Here is a 24,223-nt window from a genome sequence, read left to right as displayed (position 1 = left end):
GGGCGCCGCCGCAACTCGCCACGCAGCCGTGACGCGCGGCTGGCCGGCCGGGCCTCGGCGGCTCAGGTCGATCTCTTGCGCGGCGCGGGGCGCACCGCCTTTGCGCTCGGCGCGGGCGTCAGGTGCGTATGCGGTTGCACCTTTTCCCAGATGCGCGCGCCGTCACGCAGCAGGAAGTCGCGGAACTTGCGTGCCGTGTTCGACAGCTTCTTGCCTTTCAGGTGCACGGCATACCACTGCCGCATGAGCGGGAAATGCTCCACGTCGAGCACCGAAATCAGCCCCGCTTCCAGTTCCACGGCGAGGTTGTGCTTGGATAGCACGGAGATGCCCAGGCCGGCCATCACGGCCTGCTTGATGGCCTCGCTGCTGCCCAGTTCCATGTAGACGTTGGCGTCCAGGCCGTGTTCGGCGAACAGCCGGGTGCGCGCGGCGCGCGTGCCGGAGCCGGGTTCGCGCGCCAGGAAGCGTTCCTCGGCGATGCGCGCCAGCGGGATGTTCTGCTCGCCGACCAGCGGGTGATCGGGATGGGCGACGACCACGATCGGGTTGTCTAGGAAGAGCTCCGCCTCCAGCTCCATGTCTTCCGGCAGGGTGCCCATCACCACCATGTCGTCCAGATTGGCTTCCAGGCGTTCCACGACGCGGGCCTGGTTGGTGATGGTGAGGCGCGGCGTCACCTCCGGATAGTCGCGCAGGAAGGCGCCCAGCAGATGCGGCATGAAGTACTTGGCGGTGGTGATGGCGGCCAGGTTGATCGGGCCCTTCACGCCGCTTTCCAGGCCGATCATGTCCTCGTTCAGGACGCGCAGGCGCTCGAGCACGTCACGCGACGCGTCATACAACTCGCAGCCGGCCTCGGTCAGAAACAGACGCTTGCCCATCTGCTCGACCAGCGGCATGCCCACGCTTTCCTCCAGGCGCTTGATTTGTATGGAGACGGCGGGCTGGGTCAGGAACAGTTCCTCGGCGACCCGGGTGTAGCTCCGGTGAGTGCCCAGGCTATGGAAAAGCCTGAGCTGGTGCAGGGTGACGTGGCGGATGTTCATGATTAACTCCTGTTAATGAACACCATATTAACAATTAACTGTAGTTCATTACACGCCATCCCTATAGTCGCAACCGTCTGGCGGGCATTTAGCGCCAGAGGGATTCCGGATAGTGATTTCTGTAGAGGAAGCATCATGCCAGAACAATCTGCATCGATAAGTACCGCCGGCCTCAGCGGCAAGGAGCTGGCACGCGCCCGTCGCGCCATGCTGGCCCAGGGCGGCAAGAAAGGACTCGGCATGGTCAGCGCCAGGACACGGACCCAATCGCGGACCGCTGAAGCTGCCGTCGCCACGGCCCCGGCCCTCGAGCCGACACCGGTCGGCGCGCCGCGGCCCGCGGGCGAAGGCATCGTCGAAAGCCAGGCCGACACCCAGGCGGTGGCGGAACAACTGGACACCCTGTGCGCCATCGTCGAGGAAAGCCCCGACGCCACCGGCGAGGATGCCAACAGCGTGCGCCAGCTCTGCCGCGACCGCCGTCGCGCCATGTCCAGCCAGGGCAAGTCCGCCGTGCCGAAGAAGTCCTCGGCCAACGGGTATCGCGCGGCCGGCGGCGGCGAGATGACCGGCCGCGACATCGCCCGCAAACGCCGCGCCGAGCAGTGCACCAACGGCCGGTGCGAAACCGCACCCAGCCGCCCGAGCGGCCGCATGCGTCCCCAGTCCATGGAAGCACCGGCCAAGGTCGAGACCGGCACCACCCTGTCCGGCCAGAGCGTGACCGGCAACCAGGTGGACCGCACCAGCAAGGTCACCGGCAATGAGTCCGGCGGCTGCCGCGCCATCACCGGCACCGAGTACGTCGGCAGCGAGCAGTTCGAGTCGTTCTGTTCGAGCAAGCCCGAGGCCGGCCAACCCATCGCGGGTCGGGCCAAGGTCGGCATGAGCGCCACCAGCCGCGGCCAGTGGGTGAGCGGTACCGAAGTCGGCCGTTCGGCCAAGGTCACCGGCGACGAACCCGGCAGCTGCAGGCCGGTCTCCGGCACCGAGTATCTGGGTAGCGAAGGCTTTGCCGAGTTCTGCCAGAGCAAGGGTCTGATGTCGCGTCCCGAGAAGGTCGTGGCCGGCACCACCGAGCGCAAGGGCCTCACCATCACCGGTTCCGACGAGGCCCGCGCCAAGCGTGTCACCGGCACCGAGCCGGGTGCGCAGAAGGCCATCACCGGCTCGCAGTATGCCGACGCCGGCGCTGCCCGCATGACCATCAACGGTCCGAGCAAGGTTGCGCTGACGCACACCCTGGCCGGTCGTCCCGTGTCGGGCACCGAGGTTGGAAACTCGCGCAAGGTCACCGGCGACGAGGCCGGCTCCTGCCGCACCATCTCCGGTACCGAGTACCTGTCGAACGAACAGTTCCAGTCGGTCTGCAACACGCGCCCGGCGCCGGGTCCGGCCAAGGTCGGCATCGACGCCAGCGAACGCGGCCAGCGCATCACAGGCAACCTGGTGGACCGCAGCGAACGGGTGACGGGCAACGAGCCCGGTTCCTGCCAGCGCGTCACCGGTTCCCAGTATGCGCGGGGCACGCTGTGCGGCGGCGCGCCGGACAAGGCCTCGCTGATGCACACCATGGCCGGCCGCGCGCTGACGGGTTCCCGCATGGGAGGCGCCTTGCAAAGCCCAAAATCGACCGGTGACGATCACGGGGGGTGCCAGCCCGTCACCGGTACGGAGTATTACGGCCAGGAACACTTTGCCGGTTCCTGTCCCAGCACCCCCGACGTGGTCTCGCCTGCCGCCTACAAGGTGGGCGTGAGCCAGACCCCGCACGGCCTGCCGGTCTCCGGCACCATGGTCGGCGGCGCCGCCCACGTCACCGGCGACGAGCCGGGCAGCGGCTTGGCCATCAGCGGTACGCCCTACGGCGGCAGCGAGGACATCGCCACCCCGTGCGGCTGCCAGCATGGCGACACCATGGCGCCGCGCTTCCGGAATCCGGCGATGCGGCCCGCCATGGCCATGACCATGAAGCCGGCGGCGCCGCGTCCCGAGTCGTTCAGCGTGTCATCCCCGGCGCGCGAGATGACCGGCCGCATCACCGGCACGGGCTACGGCGGTTCCGGCCGCATTACCGGTCCGGTTAACATGGCCGGCGGCCTGGTCTCGGGTACGCCCGAGTTCCGCTACAACGACGGCTACCGTCCGATGGGCGCGCCGATGGCCATGAGGACCCCGGCGCCGGTCGAACCCGAATCCATGGCCGAGCGCATCACCGGCGAAGGTCGCGAGGCCGGTCCCCGGATCACCGGCGACGACTGGGCCCGCAGCGGCAACGTCACCGGCACCGAGGGCCGCTGGGCGCAGTCGCGCAATCCCACCCTGCGCGGGATGCAGCGTGGCATGGGCGTCGGCGCACGGGCCAACAAGGAGATCGAGCGCCCCGAGGTGCCGATTGCCAAGGTCACCGGCAGCAGCGGCAACGCAGGCAAGGGCGCCGTGATCACGGTCTCCGGCGGCGCACGAGGCTAAGGGGCTGACCGATGAACACCCGCAACGCCCACGCCCTCCGCCTCCGCTCTGCCCAGCGCAGCCGGGCACACGCCCAAGGCGCCGCGCCCTACGGCCTGGGCACGCCGGCGGCGACGATGCAGACGCGTCCGGTCGAAACCAACGACGCCGCGCTCAAGCCGCGTGCCTCCGACCAGCCGCGCCGGCACCCGCTGGCCGACCGCAACACCAATGCCCGCCTGGCGCATTGCGAGGATGCGGTGAAGGGCCGCTTCGAGGCGATCGTGCCCACCTTGCGCAAGCTGTCTTCCCTGCAGCATCTGGAGGACTTCCCGGCGCGGGCCCAGGCCATTGCCCGGGATGAGCTCGGCTACACGCTGCCCGAAGAAACGCTTACCGATTCCTGGGTGGCCGGCATGGACATGAAGGCGCTCTATGCCCACTGCGCGTTCAAGGCCCTGACGGCTTCGGTCGACCAGTTCGCCCGCGACATCAAGGAGCAGCGCGAAGTGGTCCAGGACACCCGCAACTTCTTCCTGGATTGCGGCTACCACGCGGTCAACGTCAGCGCCTGCGCTGACGGACGGCTGAAGGGCCTTTCGCGCTACATCCTGCGCCTGCCGCTGACCTCACTCACCCGCAACAAGGCGTATCGCGGCACGCTGTTCGACGTCGAGAGCGACGTGCGCGACTGGGTGTCCACCGAACTGCGCCGGTTCCGCGAGGGCGTGCCGACCACGGCCGACGCCGGGACGCGCTACCTGAAGATCGCGGTCTACCACGGCAGCTCGTCCGATCCCTGTCACCAGGGCTGCGCCGCGCACGGCAGCAACGAGCACAAGGCGGTCGAGGCCGCCCTGGAACGGCTCAACCAGTTCCGCCAGGCGATCCAGAACTCGTTCTGCTGCGGCGCCAGCACCGACATCCTGATGATCGGGGTCGACACCGACAACGATACGATCAAGATCCACGTGCCGGACGCCAAGGGCGACCTGTCCGCGCACCGCTATATCGACAACGCCAAGCTCTATGCCGATACGGCCGGTCTTTCGACCGACGGCGCGCGCGCGGCGGTCTACGAGACGATCCGCAAGGCCAGTGCCACCACCGGCTGGGGCGCGGGCCAGGGCGAGCCGCACGACGGCATGCGCCGGCTGATCGCCAACCTGCTGATCAACAACTTCTCGCAGATCGAGTACGTGGCCGACGTGTACGGCGACCGCTATCCCGATGTCGGCCATGCCGAACGGTTCATCAGCGTCGGCGACGGCTTCGAGGAAGTCCAGATGCGCAACATCGCCTACTACGCCCACTTGAGCACACTGGAAGAGGGTGCGCCGGATATGGACGTCGGCATCAAGATCTTCAAGGGCCTGAACGTCAAGCACGGCCTGCCGGTTCCGATCGCCATCCACTACCGTTACGACGCCCGCGTGCCGGGTGCCCGCGAACGGGTCGTGGACAAGACCTACCGTGTGCGCGACGCGATCCTGGCCCGCTATCCCGATTTGGCCGCTCAAGGCCTGCTGATCTGCCATCTCTCAGTCCAGGACTTGCCTACGGGCAGCGCCATGGAGGAACTCGAATCATGAAGATCATGCAAGTCGAGAAAACCCTGGTCTCCACCAACCGCGTCGCCGAGCTGGGCCACCGCCCGCTGCTGGTGGTGCGCGAAAAAGTGGGCGGGGGACGCCAGGTGGCGATCGATGCCATCGGCTGCATCCCCGGCGACTGGGTGCTCTGCGTCGGCTCGTCGGCGGCCCGCGAGGCGGCCGGCAGCAAGGACTTTCCGTCCGACCTGACCATCGTCGGGATCATCGACCACTGGCAAGTTGAGGAGAAAGCCTGATGGAAATCATGCGCGTCGAATCCGACCTGGTGGTCACCCGGCGAATCGAGGGCCTGAAGAAGATGTCCCTGCGTGTCCTGACCGACAGCAAGGGCAACCGGAGCGTCGCCTGCGATCCCGTGGGCGTGCCACCGGGGAAGTGGGTATTCACCATCGGCGGCTCGGCCGCCCGGTATGCGGCCGGCGATTACAAGGTCCTCACCGACATGACGATCGCCGGAATTATCGACAACTGGAATCCCGAAGGCTGAGTCCCGAGGAACACGTTAGCAGTACTGATTTTTTACCTGACCTTAAGGAGATTTGAAATGGCTGAAGTGACTGGAATTGCATTGGGCATGATCGAAACCCGCGGCCTGGTGCCCGCCATCGAGGCGGCGGACGCGATGACCAAGGCCGCCGAGGTGCGCCTGATCGGCCGCCAATTCGTCGGCGGCGGCTACGTCACCGTGCTGGTGCGTGGCGAGACGGGTGCCGTCAACGCCGCCGTCCGCGCCGGTGCCGACGCCTGCGAGCGGGTCGGTGACGGCCTGGTCGCCGCCCACATCATCGCCCGCGTCCACAGCGAAGTGGAAGGCATCCTGCCCAAGGCCGGCGAAGCCTGAGCAACCACCGAACTTAGGAGAACTGAAATGGCTGAAGTGACTGGTATTGCCCTGGGCATGATCGAAACCCGTGGTCTGGTGCCCGCCATCGAGGCGGCGGACGCGATGACCAAGGCCGCCGAAGTGCGCCTGATCGGCCGCCAATTCGTCGGCGGTGGCTATGTGACCGTGCTGGTCCGTGGCGAGACGGGTGCCGTCAACGCGGCGGTCCGTGCCGGCGCCGATGCGTGCGAAAGGGTCGGTGACGGCCTGGTGGCCGCCCACATCATCGCCCGTGTCCACAGCGAAGTCGAAGGCATCCTGCCCAAGGCCCCGGGTGCCTGATACGTGAGGGGGTGTAGGCCGGCGCGGCCGATCACCCGACCTCTCCGTGCAATCGAAGATATCGAAGGAGAATTGAAATGGCTGCAATCACAGGGATCGCCCTGGGCATGATCGAAACCCGTGGTCTGGTGCCCGCCATCGAGGCGGCGGACGCGATGACCAAGGCCGCCGAGGTGCGCCTGGTCGGCCGCGAGTTCGTCGGCGGCGGTTACGTCACCGTGCTGGTGCGCGGCGAGACGGGTGCCGTCAACGCCGCTGTACGTGCCGGTGCCGACGCCTGCGAACGGGTCGGAGACGGCCTGGTCGCCGCCCACATCATCGCCCGCGTCCACAGCGAAGTGGAAAACGTCCTGCCCGGCAAGCCGACCTCGGCCGGCGGCGGCCGCGACGGCGAGATCATCACCGAGCGCAGCTGAGAGCGCGAGCATGTGGACCAATCCCCGCACTGCGGGCTTCCTATCCCAGGCCCTGAGCCACGAGATGACCGTGGTCCAGCAGTACCTCACCCAGGCCAACCTGTGTGACTGCTGGGGCAGGGGCGAGGAGTGCGCCTACTTCCGTCGCGAGGCGGGTGAGGAGTTGGAACACGCCGGCAAGATCATCCGCCACATGCTCACGCTCGGCCTGGCGCCCAACGCCACCCGTCTGGAACCGGCGCACCCCGGTCGCGACATGACCGAGATGCTCGGCTTCGACTGGCATCTGGAGGCCGAAGCCGTCCGCCTTTACGACGACGCCCTGCGTCATGCCCAGCGCTGCCGGGACGACGCATCGAGCAGACTGTTCGCCGAGCTGCTGGCCGACGAACAGGCCCATCTTCAGGAACTCGACCGCATGCTGGCCGAGCTCGCCCAAAAGGAGAATCGCCATGGCTGATCGAACCACCGATTGGAACGTGCAACAACGTCCCGCACTGATGACCCGCCGCTACGACTTCGCGTCGTACGCCGAGACCCGCCAGTTCCTGGACGACCTCGCGGCACTGTCGGAACGGGCCGGCTACTACCCGGACCTGAACTTCGGCAAGACCCACGTCAACGTCAGCGTCGCCGCGCAGAGCCAAGCCCTGGGCGCCATCGAGTACGAATTCACGGCGGAGGTCGACACCCTCGCCGCCCGGCTGACCCACTGAGCCGGCCGAGCCCATGGCCGCCCGGTTGATCGCCCTGGCCAGCCTGAAAGGCGGTTGCGGCAAGTCGACCCTGGCCTTCAACCTGGCGGCCGGCTTGCTGCGCAGGGGGTCGGTCGGCCTGGTGGATGCCGACCCGCAGGGTGCGGTCCGGCACTGGCTGGACTGGTCGGCGGATCTGGCCGGGGAAAGCGCGTTGCCCGAGGTATCGGCCATCGGCGACGACCCGCACAGGACGCTGGCCGACATGGCCCGGCGTTATCGGAACGTCGTCGTGGACTGCCCGCCCTCGCTGGACATGGTCGTCACCGGCGAGATCCTGAATCAGGTCGACGTCGTGCTGATACCGGTACTGCCGTCGCCGCTGGATCTGTGGGCCGGCGCCAGCACCGTCGCCGCGGTGCAGCGGGCACGGGAGCGCAATCCCGGACTGCAGGCCAGGCTGCTGCTCAATCAGGTGGAGCCGTCCAGCGCCTTGTCGAGAGCGATGAGCCTGGCCCTGGCACGGCTTGAGGTGCCGACCCTGGCCAGCATGGTCCGCCGTCGCGCCGCCTTCCGCACGGCCGCGGTAGAGGGTGTGAGCGTGTATCAACTGGGTGCCCGCGGCCGCGAGGCGGCGCGGGAAATGGATCAGGTCATTGAAGAGCTATTTCGAACATGAGCAAACTTGACGAAAAGCTGGCCGCGAGCGTGACGCCGGCCACCGAGAAAGCCTCTCCGAACACGCCGGCCGGCAAGGGGGGCGCGACCGCCAAGCGCGCCGCCGCGAGGCCCCCGGCCCGGAAACCGGCCCGGCCCGCGAAACCGGCGTCGTCGGCCGATCTCAATGCGCCGGAGCCGCCGCTATTCCCGGCCCGAATCTGGCCCGATTGAGCCGAGGGGCGCCGCCGGCCGGCCGGCGCGACGGAAGCGAAGAATGCGAAGGTGACAGCCGAGGTGAAAACCTCCTTCCAATGCCCCGCCCGTCGGGGCATCTTTTTTCGCAGGGCCGATCGGGTCGCCGTCGGTTTTGCTCACCCCGAAGGCTGCCGCTGGCAATGCTGGCCTTGTCCTTCCGGGACATGTAGAGTCGTCCTCCAATACGAACAAAGGTGGCGCAGCGTGGAACAAAAATACGTGGGTTTCTTCAACGACAAGCATGGCATCACTCAACTCGGCCGCATCGTGCTGGACGGCTGGCTGTTCGGCCTCATCCCGGAGACCGAGGACTGTTCCGGCTGGGAACTCGGCCGCATGCAGGCATTGACGGAGCGGGTCGAAAAGGAATGGGACAAATACGGCAACCTGCCCAGCCGGTTGCCGGACGATCTGCGCCGGCGCCACTCCGAACTGTACGACCGCGCCGTGTCCGATGCCCGCGGCAAGGGCTGGAACCCGGAACTCGACGACGAGACCTGATCAGCCGGCCGGACGTTCGAACTTGAGTACCCGGGCCTGGCCGTCCAGGCGTTCCTTGCCGGACAGGGCACTCAGCGCCTTGGCGAATTCGGGCTGCAGGCGGCGCATCAGCTCGGTGCCGTCGGCCTGGTAGTAGACCGCCTCGTAGGGAACCGGGTCGTCGAGCGCGGCACGCGCCTGGGGCCGGAAGTTCCGCCAGGCCACCTCGACCCAGCTCTTGTGCTGGTGGTCGAGGAAGATGATCTCCTCGGCATCGACGATGGCCAGGTACTGGGCCGCCCGGATGGGGACGAACAGGGTGCCTGGGCTGCGCGCCAGCAGCGAATGGGCCAGGTTGTAGAGTGCCGCCGGCAGTTGCCGGGGTTCGCTGGCGACCGGGCGGTCGCGGTATACGGTGATCTCCATGGTGCGGCACTCCGGGGGGATACGCCGCGATTATCTCAGACGAAGCCGGCCGCGCGGTTGGCGCGCGTGAGGACGAACTTCGCGAAGGCGCTGGCGGCGAGCGAGAAGTGCTTGTTGCGCCGGTGCACCAGGTGCCATTGCCGGCGGATCGGAAAACCCTCGACGTCCAGGGTGACCAGGCGGCGGGCCGCCAGTTCCAGGATGACGGTGTGGCGCGACACCACGCCCAGGCCCAGGCCGGCCTCGACGGCCTGCTTGATGGCCTCGTTCTTGTTCATCTCCATGGCCGCGCGCAGGGTCAGGCCGTGCGACTGGAAGAACGCCTCGGTCGCGCTGCGGGTACCCGAGCCCGTTTCCCGGGCGACGAAATCCTCCTCCGTGATGCGCGCCAGGGGGATGTCCTTCTGCTGGGCGAGCGGATGGCCGAGCGGCGCGATCACCACCAGCGGGTTCTCCATGAACGGCGTCGACTCGAGGTCCTGGTCGGCCGGCGGCTGGCCCATCAGGGCGAGGTCGACCTGGTTGTTGGCCAACTGATCGAGCAGCTGTTCGCGGTTGACCACGTTCAGGGTGATGCGGACCTCCGGGTGCTCGTGGCGGAACTGGCTGATCAGGCGGATGGCGAAATGGCTGACCGTGCTCACCACGCCGACCGTCAGGGCGCCTTGCTTGAGTCCGCGCAGGTCGTTCAGGGTGTCCTCGAGGTCGACCAGCTGCTGGGCCACGGACTGGCTGGCCCGGAGGACTTCGCGGCCGACCTCGGTGAGGAACAGGCGTTTGCCGAGCTGCTCGAACAGCGGCCGGCCGAGCGCTTCCTCGAGTTGCTTGATCTGCATCGAGACGCCGGGCTGGGACAGGTGCAGTTCCTTCGCGGCGCGCGAAAAGGACAGGTGGCGGGCTGCCGATTCAAAGACTTGGAGTTGACGGAGGGTGAGGTGCAGCATCGCGGATAGGTGTATCGTTGGTGTTCTTAATCATAAGTTATGGCTTATCCAATTCATAAAAAAATATGAATTTTGCTTATGAACGGGCGCGGTTATAGTGCAGCCCTGTTTCAAGTAGGGAAATCGAGCAGCGACGGTTCCCCGGATTTTTATAACGTACCCACCAAGGAGCACAGCATGGATCAATCCGCACGTTACGCCGATCTCTCCCTCAAGGAAGATGAACTGATTGCCGGTGGCAAGCACATCCTGGTCGCCTACAAGATGAAGCCCAAGGCCGGCCATGGTTACCTGGAAGCCGCCGCCCACTTCGCCGCCGAGTCGTCCACCGGCACCAACGTCGAAGTCTCCACCACCGACGAATTCACCAAGGGCGTCGACGCCCTGGTCTACTACATCGACGAAGCCACCGAGGACATGCGGATCGCCTACCCGATCGAGCTGTTCGACCGCAACGTCACCGACGGCCGCTTCATGATGGTCTCCTTCCTGACCCTGGCCATCGGCAACAACCAGGGCATGGGCGACATCGAGCACGCCAAGATGGTCGACTTCTACGTGCCCGAGCGCGCCATCCAGATGTTCGACGGCCCGGCCACCGACATCTCCAACCTGTGGCGCATCCTCGGCCGTCCGGTCGAGAACGGCGGCTACATCGCCGGCACCATCATCAAGCCGAAGCTGGGCCTGCGTCCCGAGCCGTTCGCCAAGGCCGCCTACCAGTTCTGGCTCGGTGGCGACTTCATCAAGAACGACGAGCCGCAAGGCAACCAGGTCTTCTGCCCGCTCAAGAAGGTCCTGCCGCTGGTCTATGACAGCCTGAAGCGCGCCCAGGACGAAACCGGCCAGGCCAAGCTGTTCTCCATGAACATCACCGCCGACGACCACTTCGAAATGTGCGCCCGCGCCGACTACGCCCTGGAAGTCTTCGGTCCCGACGCCGACAAGCTGGCCTTCCTGGTCGACGGCTACGTCGGCGGCCCGGGCATGGTCACCACCGCCCGCCGTCAGTACCCCGGCCAGTACCTGCACTACCACCGTGCCGGCCACGGCGCCGTCACCTCGCCCAGCTCCAAGCGCGGCTACACCGCCTTCGTGCTGGCCAAGATGAGCCGCCTGCAGGGTGCCTCCGGCATCCACGTCGGCACCATGGGCTACGGCAAGATGGAAGGCGAAGGCGACGACAAGATCATCGCCTACATGATCGAGCGCGACGAGTGCCAGGGCCCGGTCTACTTCCAGAAGTGGTACGGCATGAAGCCCACCACCCCGATCATCTCCGGCGGCATGAACGCCCTGCGTCTGCCCGGCTTCTTCGAGAACCTGGGCCACGGCAACGTGATCAACACCGCCGGCGGCGGCGCCTACGGCCACATCGACAGCCCGGCGGCCGGTGCCATCTCCCTGCGCCAATCCTACGAGTGCTGGAAGGCCGGTGCCGACCCGATCGAGTACGCCAAGGAGCACAAGGAATTCGCCCGTGCCTTCGAGTCCTTCCCGGGCGACGCCGACAAGCTGTTCCCCGGCTGGCGCGAGAAGCTGGGCGTGCACAAGTAATCCGCACGTTCCGCCGCGATCCGGAAAAGCCCCGCTTCGGCGGGGCTTTTTCTTTGCCGCCGTCCGCCCGGCGGCCCGCGCTTCAGAGGCCGAGTTCGCTCAGGCCGGGGTGGTCGTCCGGACGGCGGCCGAGCGGCCAATGGAACTTCCGCTCCGTCGCCTCGATGGCCAGGTCGTTGATGCTGGCCAGGCGGCGCTGCATCAGGCCGTCGGCGTTGAATTCCCAGAGCTCGTTGCCATACGAGCGATACCACTGGCCGGTGTCGTCGTGCCATTCATAGGCGAACCGGACCGCCATGCGGTGGTTGCGGAAGCCCCACAGTTCCTTGATCAGACGGTAATCCTGTTCCCGGGCCCATTTCCGCTCAAGGAACTCGCGCACCTGCGCGCGCCCGACCGGGAACTCGACCCGGTTGCGCCAGACCGTGTCCTGCGTGTACACGCCCGCCACCCGTCCGGGGTCGCGCGAGTTCCAGGCGTCCTCGGCGAGCCGGACCTTGAGGGTGGCCGATTCCAGATCGAAGGGTGGGACGGGCGGCTTGGTTTCCATGCTGTTCTCCTTTTATGTAGACAGAGTTGTCTACATGAAAGGCTATCCGATGTAGACAGGTCTGTCTACAATGGAGCCCATGGACTCGACCGCCAAGCCGCCGGCCAGGGAGCGCATCCTCCTCACCGCACACGACCTCTTCTACCGGCAGGGCATCCGGGCCACCGGCATCGACCGCGTCATCGCCGAGTCCGGGGTGACCAAGGTGACCTTCTACCGCCACTTCCCGAGCAAGGGCGACCTGATCCGCGCCTTCCTGGACTACCGGCATCAGCGCTGGCTCGCCTGGTTCCGGGACGCGCTCGGGCGTCATGGCGGCCATGCCCATGCGCTGGTGCCGGCCCTGGCCGAGTGGTTCCGGAGCGCGGACTTCCGCGGCTGCGCGTTCATCAACGCGGTCGGCGAACTGGCCCGCGACCAGCCCGAGGTGGTGGCGATCGCGCGGCGCCACAAGGAGGACATGACGGCGGTCATCGCGGATCTGCTGCCGGCGACGAGCGAGCGGGCCAACCTGGCCGGGACGTTGGCCGTGGCGGTCGACGGTGCCATCGTCCGCGCCCAGTACGACGCCACGCCGGAGCCGGCCCTGCAGGCCCTGGCGACGATCGTCGCGGCCCTGACGCCATGATCCGCCGGCGCGCGCCTCCTCGCCTCGGTGGTCCGCTCCCTGCCGGGCTGACGCGGCCCGCCAAATTCCGGCCAGCCGGTACCGGCGCGGGCCGACGGTGCGAGAATGGCCGCTGATCGGTTGCCTCGGTACGCGGGTGGAGATGAGCACAGAAAAGGGCTGTTCGTGCGCTAGCGGTTGCGCCTCGGTGCAATTGGCGGTGCCGGCCGGCAGAGCCGAGCCGGCCGCAGGACCGTGGTTCCGGTCCCGTTTCCGGATTCCGGGCATGGATTGCCCGTCCGAGGAGCAGATGATCCGCTTGACCCTGTCCGGGCTGCCGATCCGATACCTGGAGTTCGACATCCCGGGCCGGACGCTCGTGGTCGGCCACGCCGGCGAGGTTGGGCGCGTGCTCGAGCGACTGGTCCCCCTGGGGTTCGGCGCCGAACTGCAGGAGTCGCAGCCGCAGGCGGCGGACGAGCCGAGCCCGGCGGCCGGCGATTCGGCGGAGGCCCGGGTACTGTGGCTGCTGCTGGCCATCAACGCGCTGATGTTCGGCGTCGAGGCGGTGTCCGGCTGGTTGGCGGGATCGGCCGGGCTGATCGCCGATGCCGCCGACATGTTCGCCGACGCGGCCGTCTACGGCGTCGCCCTCTACGCGGTCGGCCGCGATGCCGGGCACAAGCTGGCGGCGGCGCGGAGCGCCGGGTTGCTGCAATTGCTGCTCGCCGTCGGCGCCCTCGCCGAGACCGGACACCGGGCCATCGTCGGGGCGGCGCCCGAGGAACTGGCGATGATCGGCGTCTCCCTGCTCGCCCTGGCGGCGAACGTCGCCTGCCTGTTCCTGATCGCGCCGCACCGGGGCCGGGGTGTCCACATGCGGGCCAGCTACATCTTCTCGGCGAACGACGTACTGGCGAACCTCGGCGTCATCCTCGCCGGCGCGCTCGTCGCCTGGACCGGCAGCGCGCTGCCGGACTGGCTCGTCGGCTTCGCGATCGGGGCCATGGTCCTCGCCGGCGCGGTCCGGATCCTGCGCCTGCGCTAGCCGGCCGGCGTCCCGTTGCCCGGCCCTAGACCGGCTCGAGCAGACCGGGATCGTCGTCCACGCTCCGGCTCACCCGCCGGCCGACCGGCCAGGCCTGCATCGGCTCCGGGTCGAACGGCCGGACCAGGCCGGCGACCTGCGCGGCCGGCGCCGCCAGCCAGGCCTGCCAGTCCGGACGCGCGACGATGACCGGCATGCGGTCGTGGACGGGCGCCATGACGGCGTTGGGCCCGGTCGTGATGATGCAGCAGGTGCGCAGGATCTCCCCGTCCGGGCCCCTCCAGCTCTCCCATAGGCCGGCCATGGCCAGCGGTTCGCCGGATTTGAGGCTGAAGTAGTAGGGCAGCTTGGTCTTGCCCTCCGTCTTCCACTCGTAGAAGCCGTCGGCCGGGATCAGGCAGCGCCGGCGCCTGAAGGCATCCCGGAAGGCCGGCTTTTCGGCGACGCTTTCGCCGCGCGCGTTGTTCAGCCGGGCGCCGATGCCGGGGTCGTCGGCCCAGTGCGGCACCAGGCCCCAGCGCAGCAGGTGGAGGACGCGCGTGCCGGCGGGCGAATGGCGGATGACCGGGATGTCGGTGCCGGGTGGGATGTTGTAGCGCGGCCCGAACTCGACCGTCTCGTCGAGTCCGAAATAGGCCTTGAGCAGGCCCGGGTCGGCCTTGAGGGCGAAGCGTCCGCACATGGTGCTAGCCGGCCTCCGCGCCGGCCGGCCCCCGGCCGGGTTGCAAGTCGCTCATGTCGTCCCCCTGCCCGTTCAGTCGTCCACCCCATTCTGCGCCAAAGCCGGCCCTCAGGTGCCGACGCCGCGGCTCAGCTCGCGCAGCCCTTCCAGCGCCTGGGCCACGGCCGGGTTGTCGGTCTCCTTGGGATACACCGCGTAGGCCGGCAGGGCGTAGCGGGGCGCCCCGGCGACGGCGTACAGGCGTCCCGCCGCCAGCATCGGCTTGGCCATGCGGGCGGGGATGTAGGCGCTGCCGCCGTTGCTCAGGATGAGCTGGATGGCCAGCCAGCCGATGTTGACCACCTGGGGCGGCGGCTCCAGGTCGGGGTAGCTCTGGGTGTGCTGGATCTCGAACGCGGTGCCCCACTGGACGTAGATGTAGTCGTCGCCCGGTCCGCCGTCGCCCGGCCGGCTGCTCACCAGCATCAGGGTCTCGTCGAACATCTGCTCGACCACCAGGCCGGGGCTGTGGCTGGGCGTGTACATCAAGCCGACGTCGAGCGTGCCTTCGATCAGGTCGCGCATCAGGTCGGCTTCGAAGCCGATGCCGGCGCGCACGGCGACCTCGGCGTCGCGGGCGCGGATCCAGCCCACCCAGGCGGGCAGGAAGCTCTCCCACAAGGCGATGCGCCCGCCGACCCGCAGGGTGGCGCGGTAGCGGCTGGGCAGGCCGACGTGGTGGCGCGCCTGTTCCGCGGTCACCAGCAGGCGCTTGGCGTATTCGTCGAAGCGCCGGCCGGCGGTGGTCATCACCGCGCCGGCGCGGTTGCGCACGAACAGCCGCGCACCCAACTCCTCCTCCAGACGCTGGATGCGGGCACTGATGGTCGACTGGGTCAGGTGCAGGCGTTGCGCCGCTTCGACGAAGCTGCCGGTGGCGGCGATGGCGAGAAAGGTACGGGCCTGGTCGATGTCCATGGGAGGGATTTTATATCGATGCCATCGATATTATTGTGCAAATAATATCGTTTGATAAATATAACCTCGGCCAATACCGTGTCGCCATCGTCACCTGAATCACTGGGAGCCGACATGGACACCATGCTGACACTCGCCGCCGAACGCGACGGCGAAGGCTATCTGATCGACCCGGAGGCCTGGGACCGGGACCTGGCACGCGGGCTGGCCGCCGAGGAGGGGCTCGTCCTGGATGCGCTCGCCTGGTCGATCGTCGACTTCATGCGCGCCTACTGGCAGGAGCACCGCGTCGCACCCGACGTGCGCCACGTGCTCGAACACCTGGCGCAGGCGCACGGCCTCGGCCGCCAGGCGGCCAAGGACAGCCTGTTCCGGGTGTTTCCATACGGCTACGTCAAGCAGGCCTGCAAGATCGCCGGCATGATGCGGCCGCGCGCCTGGAGCACGGGTTGAAGCGGCGCGCGGGCATCGACTGGGCGGCGCTCGGGCGCCTGGCCGGGCTCGAGTTCAGCCCGGTCGGCCACGGCGAACGCCTGCTCTCCCTGCTCGGCGGGGCACTCTCGATGCTGGCGCTGTTCGCCGCCGGCCACCTGTACGTCGAGGCCGACGCCCTGGTTCCGGTGGTCGCCTCGATGGGCGCCAGCGCCGTGCTGCTGTTCGCCGTGCCGCACGGGCCGCTGTCGCAGCCGTGGCCGGTGCTCGGCGGGCACGTCGTCTCGGCCCTGGTCGGGGTCGTCTGCGCCAAACTGATCGGTCCGCCGATGCTGGCCGCGGCGCTCGCCGTCGGCCTGGCCATCGGCGCCATGCACTACCTGCGCTGTATCCACCCGCCCGGCGGGGCGACCGCCCTGGTGGCGGTGATCGGCGGCCCGGCGGTGACCGGCCTGGGCTTCCAGTACGTCCTCACGCCGGTGGCGGCGAACGCCCTGATCGTCCTGGCGATCGCCTTCCTGTTCAACACGCCGTTCCCGTGGCGCCGCTACCCGGCCCAGCTGCGCAGCCGCGCGCCGGGCCCCGCGGCCACGGGCGACGGCGGCATCCGGCACGAGGATTTCGTCTACGCCCTGAGCCAGCTGGATACCTTCGTGGACGTCAGCGAGGAGGACCTGCTGCGCATCTACGCCCTGGCCACCGGGGCCCGCCCGGCGCCGGTCAATCCGCTCCGGCCAGGGCGCGCCAGTCGCTGAACGCGGCGGCCTGGCCGACCGCGCGGCCGTCCGCGCCGAGCAGGTTCCAGACCCGCGCGTCGGCGATCCGGAAGCGCCGTCCGGTGGCCGAGACACGCACCCCCGCGTAGTCGTCGATGTAGCCCTGGCCGGCCACCCGGTCGAGCAGGCGCTGGCGTTCCTCGCGCGCGACCGGTTCGGCGGAATGGCGCGACGGCAGGCGCACGAAGTCGGCCCAGGCCAGCTCGAACAGGCGCTGGGCGGTCAGGTTGGCGTAGAAGAAGACCGGGTCAGCGCCGGCGTCGTGGGCCAGGACGACGAACGGGGCGCGATAGAGGCGCTCGCCGAGATCGGCGCCCTCGGCCAGGAGCGGGCGGCCGAGCAGGTGCAGGTGGCTGTGGGCGATCAACTCGGCATGGCCGGCCTGGTAGCCGTTGCCGGGGGCGGGTTCGCTGCGGTCGTAGAGCATGGCGGTGAGGGGGCGGGGCATCGCCGCCAGCATAGCGGCATTGCGCCGGCGCCGGCTATTCGAAGCGGAAGCCGCGCTCCCGGAACACCCGCACGCAGCCGTCCACCATGTCGGCATCGAACTGGCTGCCGCGGCAGCGGACGATCTCCTCGAGGGCGCTGTCGACGCCCAGGGCGGCCCGGTAGGGCCGATGGCTGGCCATGGCCTCGACCACGTCGGCGATGGCGAGCAGGCGCGCCTCCGGGATGATCCGGTCGCCGGTCAGGCCGTGCGGATAGCCCTTGCCGTCCAGGCGTTCGTGGTGCTGCAGGATGATCTCGGCGACCGGCCAGGGCAGCTCGACGCCCTGGAGGATCTCGTAGCCGACCTCGGGATGGCTGCGGATGAGGCCGAACTCCAGTTCCGAGAGCTTGCCGGGCCGGCTCAGTATCTCGGAGGGCACGTAGATCTTGCCGATGTCGTGCAGCATGCCGCCCAGGCGGACACCCTCGATCTGGTCGGGCGGCCAGCCCAGCTCGGTGGCGATCGCCACCGCCAGCCGGGCGACCTTCTGCTGGTGTCCGGCGGTGTACGGATCGCGCTTTTCCACCGTCATGGCCAGGGCCTGGATGGTGCCCAGGAGGGCGCGCTTGAGGCGGTCGTTGCCGGCCCGCCGGGCGGCCTCGAGGCTCTCCCGCTCGGCGCGGGTGCGCAGGGTGACGATGCCGAAGGCGAGGTCGTCGGCCAGTTCGGTGAGCAGGGCGATCTCCTCGGTGCTGAAGGCGTCGCGCACCTCGGCATAGACGTTGAGGACGCCGAAGGCGGCGCCGTTGTCGCGCAGCGGCAGGGCGATGCTGGCGGCGATGCCGCCATCGGGGCCGGAGCCGTCGGCGCCCTGGGCGAGCTGCGGCTGGCCGCTGTGCAGGGCGCGCAGGGCCGAGTCGGCCACCCCGCAGTTGTCCGCCCGCGTGCGCTCGAAGGCCTCCGTGTCGGCGTGCGCCATGCCGGCGCGCGCCACCTGGCGCAGGCCGCTGCCGGTGTCGGCATAGCCGACGCAGGCACCCCGGTAGCCGCCGGCCTCGACGATGAGGCCGCAGATGTCGTGCAACAGCCGGGTCTCGTCGAGCGCGCGCACCAGGATGCCGTTGCAGCCGCTCAGGGTCTTCAGGGCCCGGTTGGCCCGGTGCAGCGCGAGTTCGGCGGCGCGCCGGTCGGTGATGTCGCGCATCAGGCCGACCGCGTTCCAGTGGCCCTGCAACTGCAGCGCGGAGATGGACAGTTCGATGGGGAATTCGCTGCCGTCCTTGCGCAGGCCCTCCACCTCGACGGTCTTGCCGACCACCGGGCCGGTGCCGTCGACCAGGAAGTGCTCGAAGCCGGCCTTGAAGGCGGCGCGGTAGCGCTCCGGGGTCATCAGGGCATGGGCGTCGCGGCCCATCACCTCGTCGGCGCGGTAGCCGAATATGTGCTCGGCGGCCGGGTTCCAGTAGGCGATGCGGCCGTCCCGGTCGATCATGACGATGGCGTCCTGGGCCACCGTGGTGATGCTGCGGAAGCGCACCTCGCTCTCGGCCAGGGACTGCTGGGCCAGGTCCCGCTCCGCCACCAGGCCGGCGGTATAGGCGTCGTTGTGCCGGCAGAGCAGGATGGCCTTGGCCAGGTTGGCCATGACCGGCCGGAATATCTCGGTCAGGGGCAACTGGGTGCTCGGCTGCCGGGGCGCCAGCATGAGCAGGACGCCGCAGTGGTCGATGGGCAGGCGCAGGAAGACGTTGTAATGGCGCGTCGCACCGGGCAGGGCGGCGAGCAGTTCGGGCGCCTCGCAGACCTCCGGGCCGCCGCGCAGCAGGGGCGCCGGCAGGCTCAGGGCCTGGCCGACCAGGGCGCTGAAGCCGAAATCGCCGATCGCCACGGCGGGCGTCGCCACCACCGTGTCGCCGTCGCCGGGCGGCACGTCCAGGAATACCAGGCCGGTCGGGAACGAGGTGTGGTAGAGCAGGCGCTGCAGGGTCTTGGTCAGGAGCGGCTTGATGCTGACCTCGCCGCCGATCACCAGGCCGATGTCATAGAGGACGGATAGGATGTGTTCCCGGTTCATGGCCGCGCGCTGGCGTTCCACAGGCTGGCCACCAGGGTCGCATTGTGGAACAGCGGATAGCCCCATTGCGTGGTGCTGCCGATCTCGCCCAGCGAGAGGGCGCCGGCCAGGCTACCGGCCCGGCTCAGTTCCGCCAGTCCGCGCAGCTCGCCGCGCGCCGCGTCCAGGCCCAGGTGCAGGCGGCGGCCGGCGCAGTAGAACAACAGCAGGTCGCGGCCGTCGAGGCTGCCGTCCAGTTCGGCCAGGCCGCGGGTGACCGTCTTCAGGGTATGGCGGGAGTCCACGGCCGGGGCGCGCAGCAGGGCGAGCATGGCGTTGGCCGGCACCTCGCCGACGCAGAACAGGGAACCGTCCTCTTCCAGGGCGACCGGGATGCGTACCACGGTGATGCCGTTGGCGCGCACGATGCCGAACGGGAAATGGACGCCGAGCTGGTAGAAGTTGTCGCGGGTGACCTCGACGCCGTACTGCTCGGCGGCCAGCTCGCGATAGACGTCGAAGGCCGGCCGCCAGTCGATCTGCAGGATGCGGTTGCCCTCGGTCGAGGTCGCCGTGATGGTCTGCTCGGGCACCTCGTAGCCGTGTTCCAGGATGGCGCCGCGGTGGGCCTCGACGAGCACGGCCAGAAGGCCGTTCTGGGCGATGCGCGACTGATCGAACAGGCAGGGCATGGGCTGGAAGGTCTCGCTGCCGGCGTTGACGCCCATGTAGTGGACCCGGTTGGACAGGCGCAGGTAGAGCTCGTCCAGGATGCTGCCGATGTTCGGCACCATGCCGTCGAAGAGCATGAACAGCGTGGTGTCGGGGCCGTCGCCCAGCTTGCCCAGCAGGTCCGCCACCATGGCGTCGAGGACCCCGGGCAGGCGTTCGTCGTGCGGCAGGTCCGGGTACAGCGCGACGTAGGGCATGTGGTCCAGGCGCAGCAGCCAGGTCCCCTGGGTGACGAACTCGCCGGACTCGACCAGGGCCGGGAACACGCCCCCGGCCAGCGCCACCCCGGCGTCCGTGCAAGCCCGTTGCAGCACCGGCACGGCGGCCCGTTCCGCTTCCGGCACCAGGGCCAGGACGCCCATGCCGGGGCGGTCGGCACGCCAGCGGGCCAGCACGGGCTCGACGTCGGCGGTTCGGATGTCGGGGAGGTAAAGCATCGCGGATGCGGTCATGGCCAGGTCTCGAAGGCGGCCGGACGCTGGGAAGCGTCCGGATAATCAAGTCTAGTCCACCGTTACTCGGGCGCTACGTCGCACATAAGCCCGGGCTTATCGTCTGGATAAGAAAACGTTGCTTTCGTTTATGAATGGCCTGCGTACAATACCTGCCACATCGAGTGTGGATATGTTGGGAGCAGCGCATGAGCAGTGTCGACAAGGACCAATACCGGGTCGCCAGGGAACCCTACTACCAGCCCCAGGGCAACGAGGTGGCGCTCTACGAGGCGGCCTACCGCAACCGTCTGCCGGTCATGGTCAAGGGACCGACCGGCTGCGGCAAGTCGCGTTTCGTCGAATACATGGCCTGGAAGCTGGGCAAGCCGCTCATCACCGTCGCCTGCAACGAGGACATGACCGCCTCCGACCTGGTCGGCCGCTATCTGCTGGAGGCCAACGGCACCCGCTGGCTGGACGGCCCGCTGACCACCGCGGCCCGCATCGGCGCCATCTGCTACCTGGACGAGATCGTCGAGGCGCGCCAGGACACCACGGTGGTCATCCACCCGCTCACCGACCACCGGCGCACCCTGCCGCTGGACAAGAAGGGCGAGCTGATCGAGGCGCACCCCGATTTCCAGCTGGTGATCTCCTACAACCCCGGCTACCAGTCGCTGATGAAGGACCTCAAGCAGTCCACCAAGCAGCGCTTCACCGCCTTCGACTTCGATTACCCCGAGGCCGAGCTGGAGACCATCATCCTGGCCAAGGAGACCGGCCTCGACGAGGCCACCGCCGGCAAGCTGGTGAAGATCGGCCAGACCGCCCGCAACCTCAAGGGCCACGGCCTCGACGAAGGCATCTCGACGCGCCTGCTGGTGTACGCGTCCACCCTGATCAAGGACGGCATCGACCCGCACGACGCCTGCCGCATGGCCCTGGTGCGCCCGATCACCGACGACGCCGACATCCGCGAGACCCTGGACCACGCCATCGACGCGACCTTCGCGTGACACCGCAGCGTCGTTCCCGCTCCGGCGGGAAGCCAGTCCCGACCATACCGGGCTCCCGCCAGCGCGGGGGCGACGACCGAGGTTAGCCGCCTGATGACCGAGACCGAATACCAGCACCCGTTGATGGTGGCCTACTGGAAGCAGCTCGACACCCGCTTCAAGCCGGTGGAGGAGGTGTTCGAGGACGTCATGGCCGAGGCCCTGGCGGTGCTCAGCCGCGAGGACATCTACCACTACCTCGACGCCGCCCGCGTGCTCGGCAAGCTGGGCCGCGGCGTCGAGCCCATGCTCGCCTTCCTCGAGGAATGGCCCTCGGTGGTCAAGGCCCTGGGCGAGGAAGCCGTGCTGTCCGAGGTGATGGCGTTCGTCATGCGCATGCAGAAGTCACCCAACGGCAAGGCCATCACGCCGTTCCTGGAGACCATCGCGCCGGTGGCGCGGCGCCTGCACTCGCGCGAGCAGATGCGCGACTACATGGACATCGCCCTCGACCTGATGAACCGGACCACCGGTTCCATCCACGGCCACCACACCACCTTCCCGAGCCCCGGGCTGCCCGCCTTCTTCGCCCAGGCGCCCTTCCTGCTCGCCCAGCTGGCCCTGACCGGGGTGCGCAACTGGGTCGACTACGGCATCCGCAACTACCGCAACCACCCCGAGCGCCAGGAAGAGTATTTCGCCCTCCAGTCGGCCGACAGCCGGGCCGTGCTCCAGCGCGAGCGCCACGGCGTCCTGTTCGCCGACGTCGAGCGCAAGCTGGACCTCTACCTGCGCGGCCTCTGGCGCCAGGCCGAGCAGTTGGTGCCCTATTCGACCGCCTTCGACGAGCTGCGCAAGCCCATCCCCTACTACGACAAGCTGGGCATGCGGGTGCCGGACGTGTTCGACGCCGCCAACGGCATCGACGGCATCGACCGCTACCGCGCCGTGCTCGCCCACATGGTCGGCCACCGGCGCTGGACCACGGCCATCGTCGCCGACAACTACAGCCCGCTGCAGCGCATGGCGGTCGAGTTCTTCGAGGACTGCCGCATCGAGACCCTGCTGTGCCGAGAGTACCCGGGCCTGCGGGCCATCTTCCTGGCCCTGCACCCGCACCCGGTCGAGGCCGCCTGCGACAGCAAGACCACCTCCTGCCTGCGCCACCGCCTGGCCATGCTGTCGCGCGCCCTGCTCGACCCCGAGCACGGCTACCGCAACCCGGACATCCTCGATTTCGTCGCCCGCTTCCACGCCCTGCTCGCGCAGGGTGCCGCCAGCACGCGCGAGATCGCCGACCTGGCGCTCGCCTTCTCGGCCCGCACCCGCCTGCAGAGCGACCAGTTCGCCAACGTCTGGTTCGACGACACGGTGGTCGACTATCGCGACGACAACCGCCACATGTGGCTGTACATCGAGGACAGCGACGACGAGGACTTCTTCGAGGACCCGGACAAGAAGCAGAAGAAGGAAGCCGAGGTCCAGTCGCTGCCGCCGCGCCACTACCCCGAGTGGGACTACAACAGCCAGACCTACCGGCCGGACTGGGTGAGCCTCTACGAACACCTGCACCCGAAGGGCAGCGCGGCCGACATCGACCGCCTGCTGGCCAAGCACGACGCCCTGGCCAAGCGCCTGAAGCGCATCCTCGACCTGCTCCGGCCGCAGGACAAGGTGCGCATCCGCTACCAGGAGGAAGGCAGCGAGCTCGACCTCGACATCGCCATCCGGTCGCTGATCGACTTCAAGGGCGGCGCCACGCCGGACCCGCGCATCAACATGAGCCACCGCACCAGCGGCCGCAACATCGCGGTCAGCCTGGTGCTGGACCTGTCCGAGTCGCTCAACGAGAAGGTCGCCGGCGGCGAGCAGACCATCCTGGAACTCAGCCAGGAGGCGGTTTCCCTGCTGGCCTGGGCGATCGAGCACCTGGGCGACCCGTTCGCCATTGCCGGCTTCCATTCCAACACCCGCCACGACGTCCGCTACATGCACATCAAGGGCTATGGCGAGCCGTTCGGCGACGAGGTCAAGGCGCGCCTGGCGGCCATGGCGGCCGGCTACTCCACGCGCATGGGCGCCGCCATGCGCCACGCCGCCCACTACCTGCAGGCGCGTCCGGCCGACAAGAAGCTGATGCTGATCCTGACCGACGGTGAGCCGGCCGACGTCGACGTCCAGGACGAGCGCCTGCTCATCGAGGACGCCCGCCGCGCCGTGCGCGAGCTCGACGAAAAGGGCATCTTCACCTACTGCATCAACCTCGACCCCAAGGCCGACGAGTACGTCAGCGACATATTCGGGCCCCGCTACACGGTGGTCGACAACATCGCGCGTCTGCCCGAGAAGCTGCCCGAGCTGTTCATGGCGCTCACGAAGTGAGGGGCTGCGTGGGAGGGGTAGAGAAGGGCCTAACGGTACCGGCACGCCAGGCTGTGCCGCGACGGTAGAACGTGAGGTCGATCGCTGAGCGAAGACCCCTTCCCACGCAGGTCGCAGGTTTGGCGCTTCCAGCAATACGTCAAGGCGGAAGATTCCTTTTGAGGACCGTAAGCCTGCGGCAGGTGTTGGAGGTACCGGGTCTGAACTTCGGCTTCTCGGCCCAAGCGGACGGTCACAGCCGCAACCCAAGACGTCCGATTAAGGCTGATCTGAGTCATTCACGATCGACCTCGCCAATGACCGCTTCGATCGGCACAGGCCAGACTTCGTTTCAGAACGGCGTTCGATGACTCAGCAGCATGTATCCTCTAGTGCTGGATGCCCTAGGTGATGCAGAAGCGGTTTTTTCCCCGGTTGGCGTCAACTACCGAACC

General features: G+C 68.3%; 28 protein-coding genes. 19 read left to right on the top strand and 9 right to left on the bottom strand.

Annotation, left to right across the window (positions count from 1 at the left end; all coding sequences use genetic code 11):
- Positions 1 to 62: 62 nt before the first annotated feature.
- Positions 63 to 1,049, bottom strand: a complete 987-nt coding sequence (locus EZJ19_RS12950) for a LysR family transcriptional regulator (protein WP_206199425.1) — start codon at positions 1,047 to 1,049, stop codon at positions 63 to 65.
- Positions 1,050 to 1,184: 135 nt separating this feature from the next.
- On the opposite strand from EZJ19_RS12950, the gene EZJ19_RS12945 reads away from it, so the two are divergent.
- The 12 genes from EZJ19_RS12945 (at position 1,185) to EZJ19_RS12890 (ending at position 8,805) form a co-directional block, all read left to right on the top strand.
- The gene (locus tag EZJ19_RS12945) at positions 1,185 to 3,521 is read left to right on the top strand and encodes an alpha-carboxysome scaffolding protein CsoS2 (protein WP_206199424.1); all 2,337 of its coding nucleotides are present in this window, start codon (positions 1,185 to 1,187) and stop codon (positions 3,519 to 3,521) included.
- An 11-nt stretch (positions 3,522 to 3,532) separates the two neighbouring features.
- A complete protein-coding gene (locus EZJ19_RS12940; RefSeq protein ID WP_131448242.1) occupies positions 3,533 to 5,092 on the top strand; it encodes a carboxysome shell carbonic anhydrase in 1,560 nt (519 codons plus the stop codon).
- A complete protein-coding gene (locus EZJ19_RS12935; protein ID WP_131448240.1) occupies positions 5,089 to 5,349 on the top strand; it encodes an alpha-carboxysome shell vertex protein CsoS4 in 261 nt (86 codons plus the stop codon). Before EZJ19_RS12940 ends, EZJ19_RS12935 begins: the two co-directional genes overlap by 4 nt.
- On the top strand, positions 5,349 to 5,600 hold the full coding sequence (locus EZJ19_RS12930; RefSeq protein WP_131448238.1) for a carboxysome peptide B: 252 nt from the start codon (positions 5,349 to 5,351) through the stop codon (positions 5,598 to 5,600). Before EZJ19_RS12935 ends, EZJ19_RS12930 begins: the two co-directional genes overlap by 1 nt.
- 57 nt (positions 5,601 to 5,657) lie before the next feature.
- The gene (locus EZJ19_RS12925) at positions 5,658 to 5,954 is read left to right on the top strand and encodes an alpha-carboxysome major shell protein CsoS1 (RefSeq protein ID WP_126463435.1); all 297 of its coding nucleotides are present in this window, start codon (positions 5,658 to 5,660) and stop codon (positions 5,952 to 5,954) included.
- 27 nt (positions 5,955 to 5,981) lie between these two features.
- Positions 5,982 to 6,278 (top strand): alpha-carboxysome major shell protein CsoS1, encoded by a 297-nt coding sequence (locus EZJ19_RS12920; protein WP_131448236.1) that lies wholly within the window; start codon positions 5,982 to 5,984, stop codon positions 6,276 to 6,278.
- Between the two features lie 77 nt (positions 6,279 to 6,355).
- Positions 6,356 to 6,694, top strand: coding sequence for an alpha-carboxysome major shell protein CsoS1 (locus tag EZJ19_RS12915; RefSeq protein WP_131448234.1), 339 nt, complete (start codon positions 6,356 to 6,358; stop codon positions 6,692 to 6,694).
- A gap of 10 nt (positions 6,695 to 6,704) precedes the next feature.
- Positions 6,705 to 7,154: a ferritin-like domain-containing protein gene (locus EZJ19_RS12910; RefSeq protein ID WP_131448232.1), complete on the top strand. Its 450-nt coding sequence runs from the start codon at positions 6,705 to 6,707 to the stop codon at positions 7,152 to 7,154.
- Positions 7,147 to 7,410, top strand: a complete 264-nt coding sequence (locus EZJ19_RS12905; RefSeq protein ID WP_165873571.1) for a 4a-hydroxytetrahydrobiopterin dehydratase — start codon at positions 7,147 to 7,149, stop codon at positions 7,408 to 7,410. Before EZJ19_RS12910 ends, EZJ19_RS12905 begins: the two co-directional genes overlap by 8 nt.
- Before the next feature lie 13 nt (positions 7,411 to 7,423).
- Entirely contained in the window at positions 7,424 to 8,068 is a 645-nt protein-coding gene (locus EZJ19_RS12900; protein ID WP_131448228.1) for a ParA family protein, read from the top strand.
- Complete coding sequence (locus EZJ19_RS12895; protein WP_131448226.1) at positions 8,065 to 8,280, top strand: hypothetical protein; 216 nt, start codon at positions 8,065 to 8,067, stop codon at positions 8,278 to 8,280. The genes EZJ19_RS12900 and EZJ19_RS12895 overlap by 4 nt, the downstream gene beginning before the upstream one ends.
- Before the next feature lie 228 nt (positions 8,281 to 8,508).
- Positions 8,509 to 8,805 carry a hypothetical protein gene (locus tag EZJ19_RS12890; protein WP_131448224.1) on the top strand — a complete coding sequence of 99 codons (297 nt, stop codon included), beginning with the start codon at positions 8,509 to 8,511 and terminating at the stop codon, positions 8,803 to 8,805.
- On the opposite strand, the gene EZJ19_RS12885 is transcribed toward EZJ19_RS12890, so the two are convergent.
- Both EZJ19_RS12885 and EZJ19_RS12880 read right to left on the bottom strand, forming a co-directional pair.
- Positions 8,806 to 9,210 carry a hypothetical protein gene (locus EZJ19_RS12885; RefSeq protein WP_131448222.1) on the bottom strand — a complete coding sequence of 135 codons (405 nt, stop codon included), beginning with the start codon at positions 9,208 to 9,210 and terminating at the stop codon, positions 8,806 to 8,808.
- Positions 9,211 to 9,245: 35 nt separating this feature from the next.
- Positions 9,246 to 10,154, bottom strand: coding sequence for a LysR family transcriptional regulator (locus tag EZJ19_RS12880; RefSeq protein ID WP_131448220.1), 909 nt, complete (start codon positions 10,152 to 10,154; stop codon positions 9,246 to 9,248).
- A gap of 177 nt (positions 10,155 to 10,331) precedes the next feature.
- Here EZJ19_RS12880 and EZJ19_RS12875 point away from each other — a divergent pair, with 177 nt between their 5' ends.
- Entirely contained in the window at positions 10,332 to 11,711 is a 1,380-nt protein-coding gene (locus EZJ19_RS12875; protein WP_131448218.1) for a ribulose-bisphosphate carboxylase, read from the top strand.
- An 82-nt stretch (positions 11,712 to 11,793) separates the two neighbouring features.
- Here the strand turns inward: EZJ19_RS12875 and EZJ19_RS12870 are convergent, their stop codons facing one another.
- Entirely contained in the window at positions 11,794 to 12,261 is a 468-nt protein-coding gene (locus EZJ19_RS12870; RefSeq protein ID WP_131448216.1) for a nuclear transport factor 2 family protein, read from the bottom strand.
- A gap of 79 nt (positions 12,262 to 12,340) precedes the next feature.
- On the opposite strand from EZJ19_RS12870, the gene EZJ19_RS12865 reads away from it, so the two are divergent.
- Together EZJ19_RS12865 and EZJ19_RS12860 are read left to right on the top strand one after the other, a co-directional pair.
- Positions 12,341 to 12,889 (top strand): TetR/AcrR family transcriptional regulator, encoded by a 549-nt coding sequence (locus EZJ19_RS12865; RefSeq protein WP_240754765.1) that lies wholly within the window; start codon positions 12,341 to 12,343, stop codon positions 12,887 to 12,889.
- Positions 12,890 to 13,154: 265 nt separating this feature from the next.
- On the top strand, positions 13,155 to 13,916 hold the full coding sequence (locus EZJ19_RS12860; RefSeq protein ID WP_206199423.1) for a cation efflux transmembrane domain-containing protein: 762 nt from the start codon (positions 13,155 to 13,157) through the stop codon (positions 13,914 to 13,916).
- A gap of 25 nt (positions 13,917 to 13,941) precedes the next feature.
- Here the strand turns inward: EZJ19_RS12860 and EZJ19_RS12855 are convergent, their stop codons facing one another.
- Both EZJ19_RS12855 and EZJ19_RS12850 read right to left on the bottom strand, forming a co-directional pair.
- Positions 13,942 to 14,598 (bottom strand): SOS response-associated peptidase, encoded by a 657-nt coding sequence (locus EZJ19_RS12855; protein ID WP_131448210.1) that lies wholly within the window; start codon positions 14,596 to 14,598, stop codon positions 13,942 to 13,944.
- A gap of 108 nt (positions 14,599 to 14,706) precedes the next feature.
- Positions 14,707 to 15,555: a LysR family transcriptional regulator gene (locus EZJ19_RS12850; protein ID WP_131448208.1), complete on the bottom strand. Its 849-nt coding sequence runs from the start codon at positions 15,553 to 15,555 to the stop codon at positions 14,707 to 14,709.
- Between the two features lie 114 nt (positions 15,556 to 15,669).
- Between EZJ19_RS12850 and EZJ19_RS12845 the strand changes: the two genes are divergently transcribed.
- Both EZJ19_RS12845 and EZJ19_RS12840 read left to right on the top strand, forming a co-directional pair.
- Complete coding sequence (locus EZJ19_RS12845) at positions 15,670 to 16,008, top strand: TusE/DsrC/DsvC family sulfur relay protein (protein WP_240754764.1); 339 nt, start codon at positions 15,670 to 15,672, stop codon at positions 16,006 to 16,008.
- Entirely contained in the window at positions 16,005 to 16,742 is a 738-nt protein-coding gene (locus EZJ19_RS12840; protein ID WP_240754763.1) for an HPP family protein, read from the top strand. Before EZJ19_RS12845 ends, EZJ19_RS12840 begins: the two co-directional genes overlap by 4 nt.
- On the opposite strand, the gene EZJ19_RS12835 is transcribed toward EZJ19_RS12840, so the two are convergent.
- Genes EZJ19_RS12835 through EZJ19_RS12825 form a run of 3 tightly spaced genes read right to left on the bottom strand, consistent with a single transcriptional unit; the run spans position 16,708 to position 20,430 of the window.
- A complete protein-coding gene (locus EZJ19_RS12835) occupies positions 16,708 to 17,211 on the bottom strand; it encodes an MEKHLA domain-containing protein (RefSeq protein ID WP_240754762.1) in 504 nt (167 codons plus the stop codon). The genes EZJ19_RS12840 and EZJ19_RS12835 overlap by 35 nt on opposite strands.
- Positions 17,212 to 17,245: 34 nt before the next feature.
- Positions 17,246 to 19,288 carry an HD domain-containing phosphohydrolase gene (locus EZJ19_RS12830; protein ID WP_131448206.1) on the bottom strand — a complete coding sequence of 681 codons (2,043 nt, stop codon included), beginning with the start codon at positions 19,286 to 19,288 and terminating at the stop codon, positions 17,246 to 17,248.
- On the bottom strand, positions 19,264 to 20,430 hold the full coding sequence (locus EZJ19_RS12825; protein WP_131448204.1) for an FIST signal transduction protein: 1,167 nt from the start codon (positions 20,428 to 20,430) through the stop codon (positions 19,264 to 19,266). Before EZJ19_RS12825 ends, EZJ19_RS12830 begins: the two co-directional genes overlap by 25 nt.
- A 188-nt stretch (positions 20,431 to 20,618) precedes the next feature.
- Here EZJ19_RS12825 and EZJ19_RS12820 point away from each other — a divergent pair, with 188 nt between their 5' ends.
- Together EZJ19_RS12820 and EZJ19_RS12815 are read left to right on the top strand one after the other, a co-directional pair.
- Positions 20,619 to 21,428, top strand: a complete 810-nt coding sequence (locus EZJ19_RS12820; protein ID WP_131448202.1) for a CbbQ/NirQ/NorQ/GpvN family protein — start codon at positions 20,619 to 20,621, stop codon at positions 21,426 to 21,428.
- Positions 21,429 to 21,521: 93 nt separating this feature from the next.
- Complete coding sequence (locus EZJ19_RS12815; protein ID WP_240754761.1) at positions 21,522 to 23,789, top strand: nitric oxide reductase activation protein NorD; 2,268 nt, start codon at positions 21,522 to 21,524, stop codon at positions 23,787 to 23,789.
- Positions 23,790 to 24,223: the final 434 nt, after the last annotated feature.

Origin of the sequence: Parasulfuritortus cantonensis (assembly GCF_004337445.1) — a bacterium.
Classification (GTDB): domain Bacteria; phylum Pseudomonadota; class Gammaproteobacteria; order Burkholderiales; family Thiobacillaceae; genus Parasulfuritortus; species Parasulfuritortus cantonensis.
This window is presented reverse-complemented; position numbering and strand designations above follow the sequence as displayed.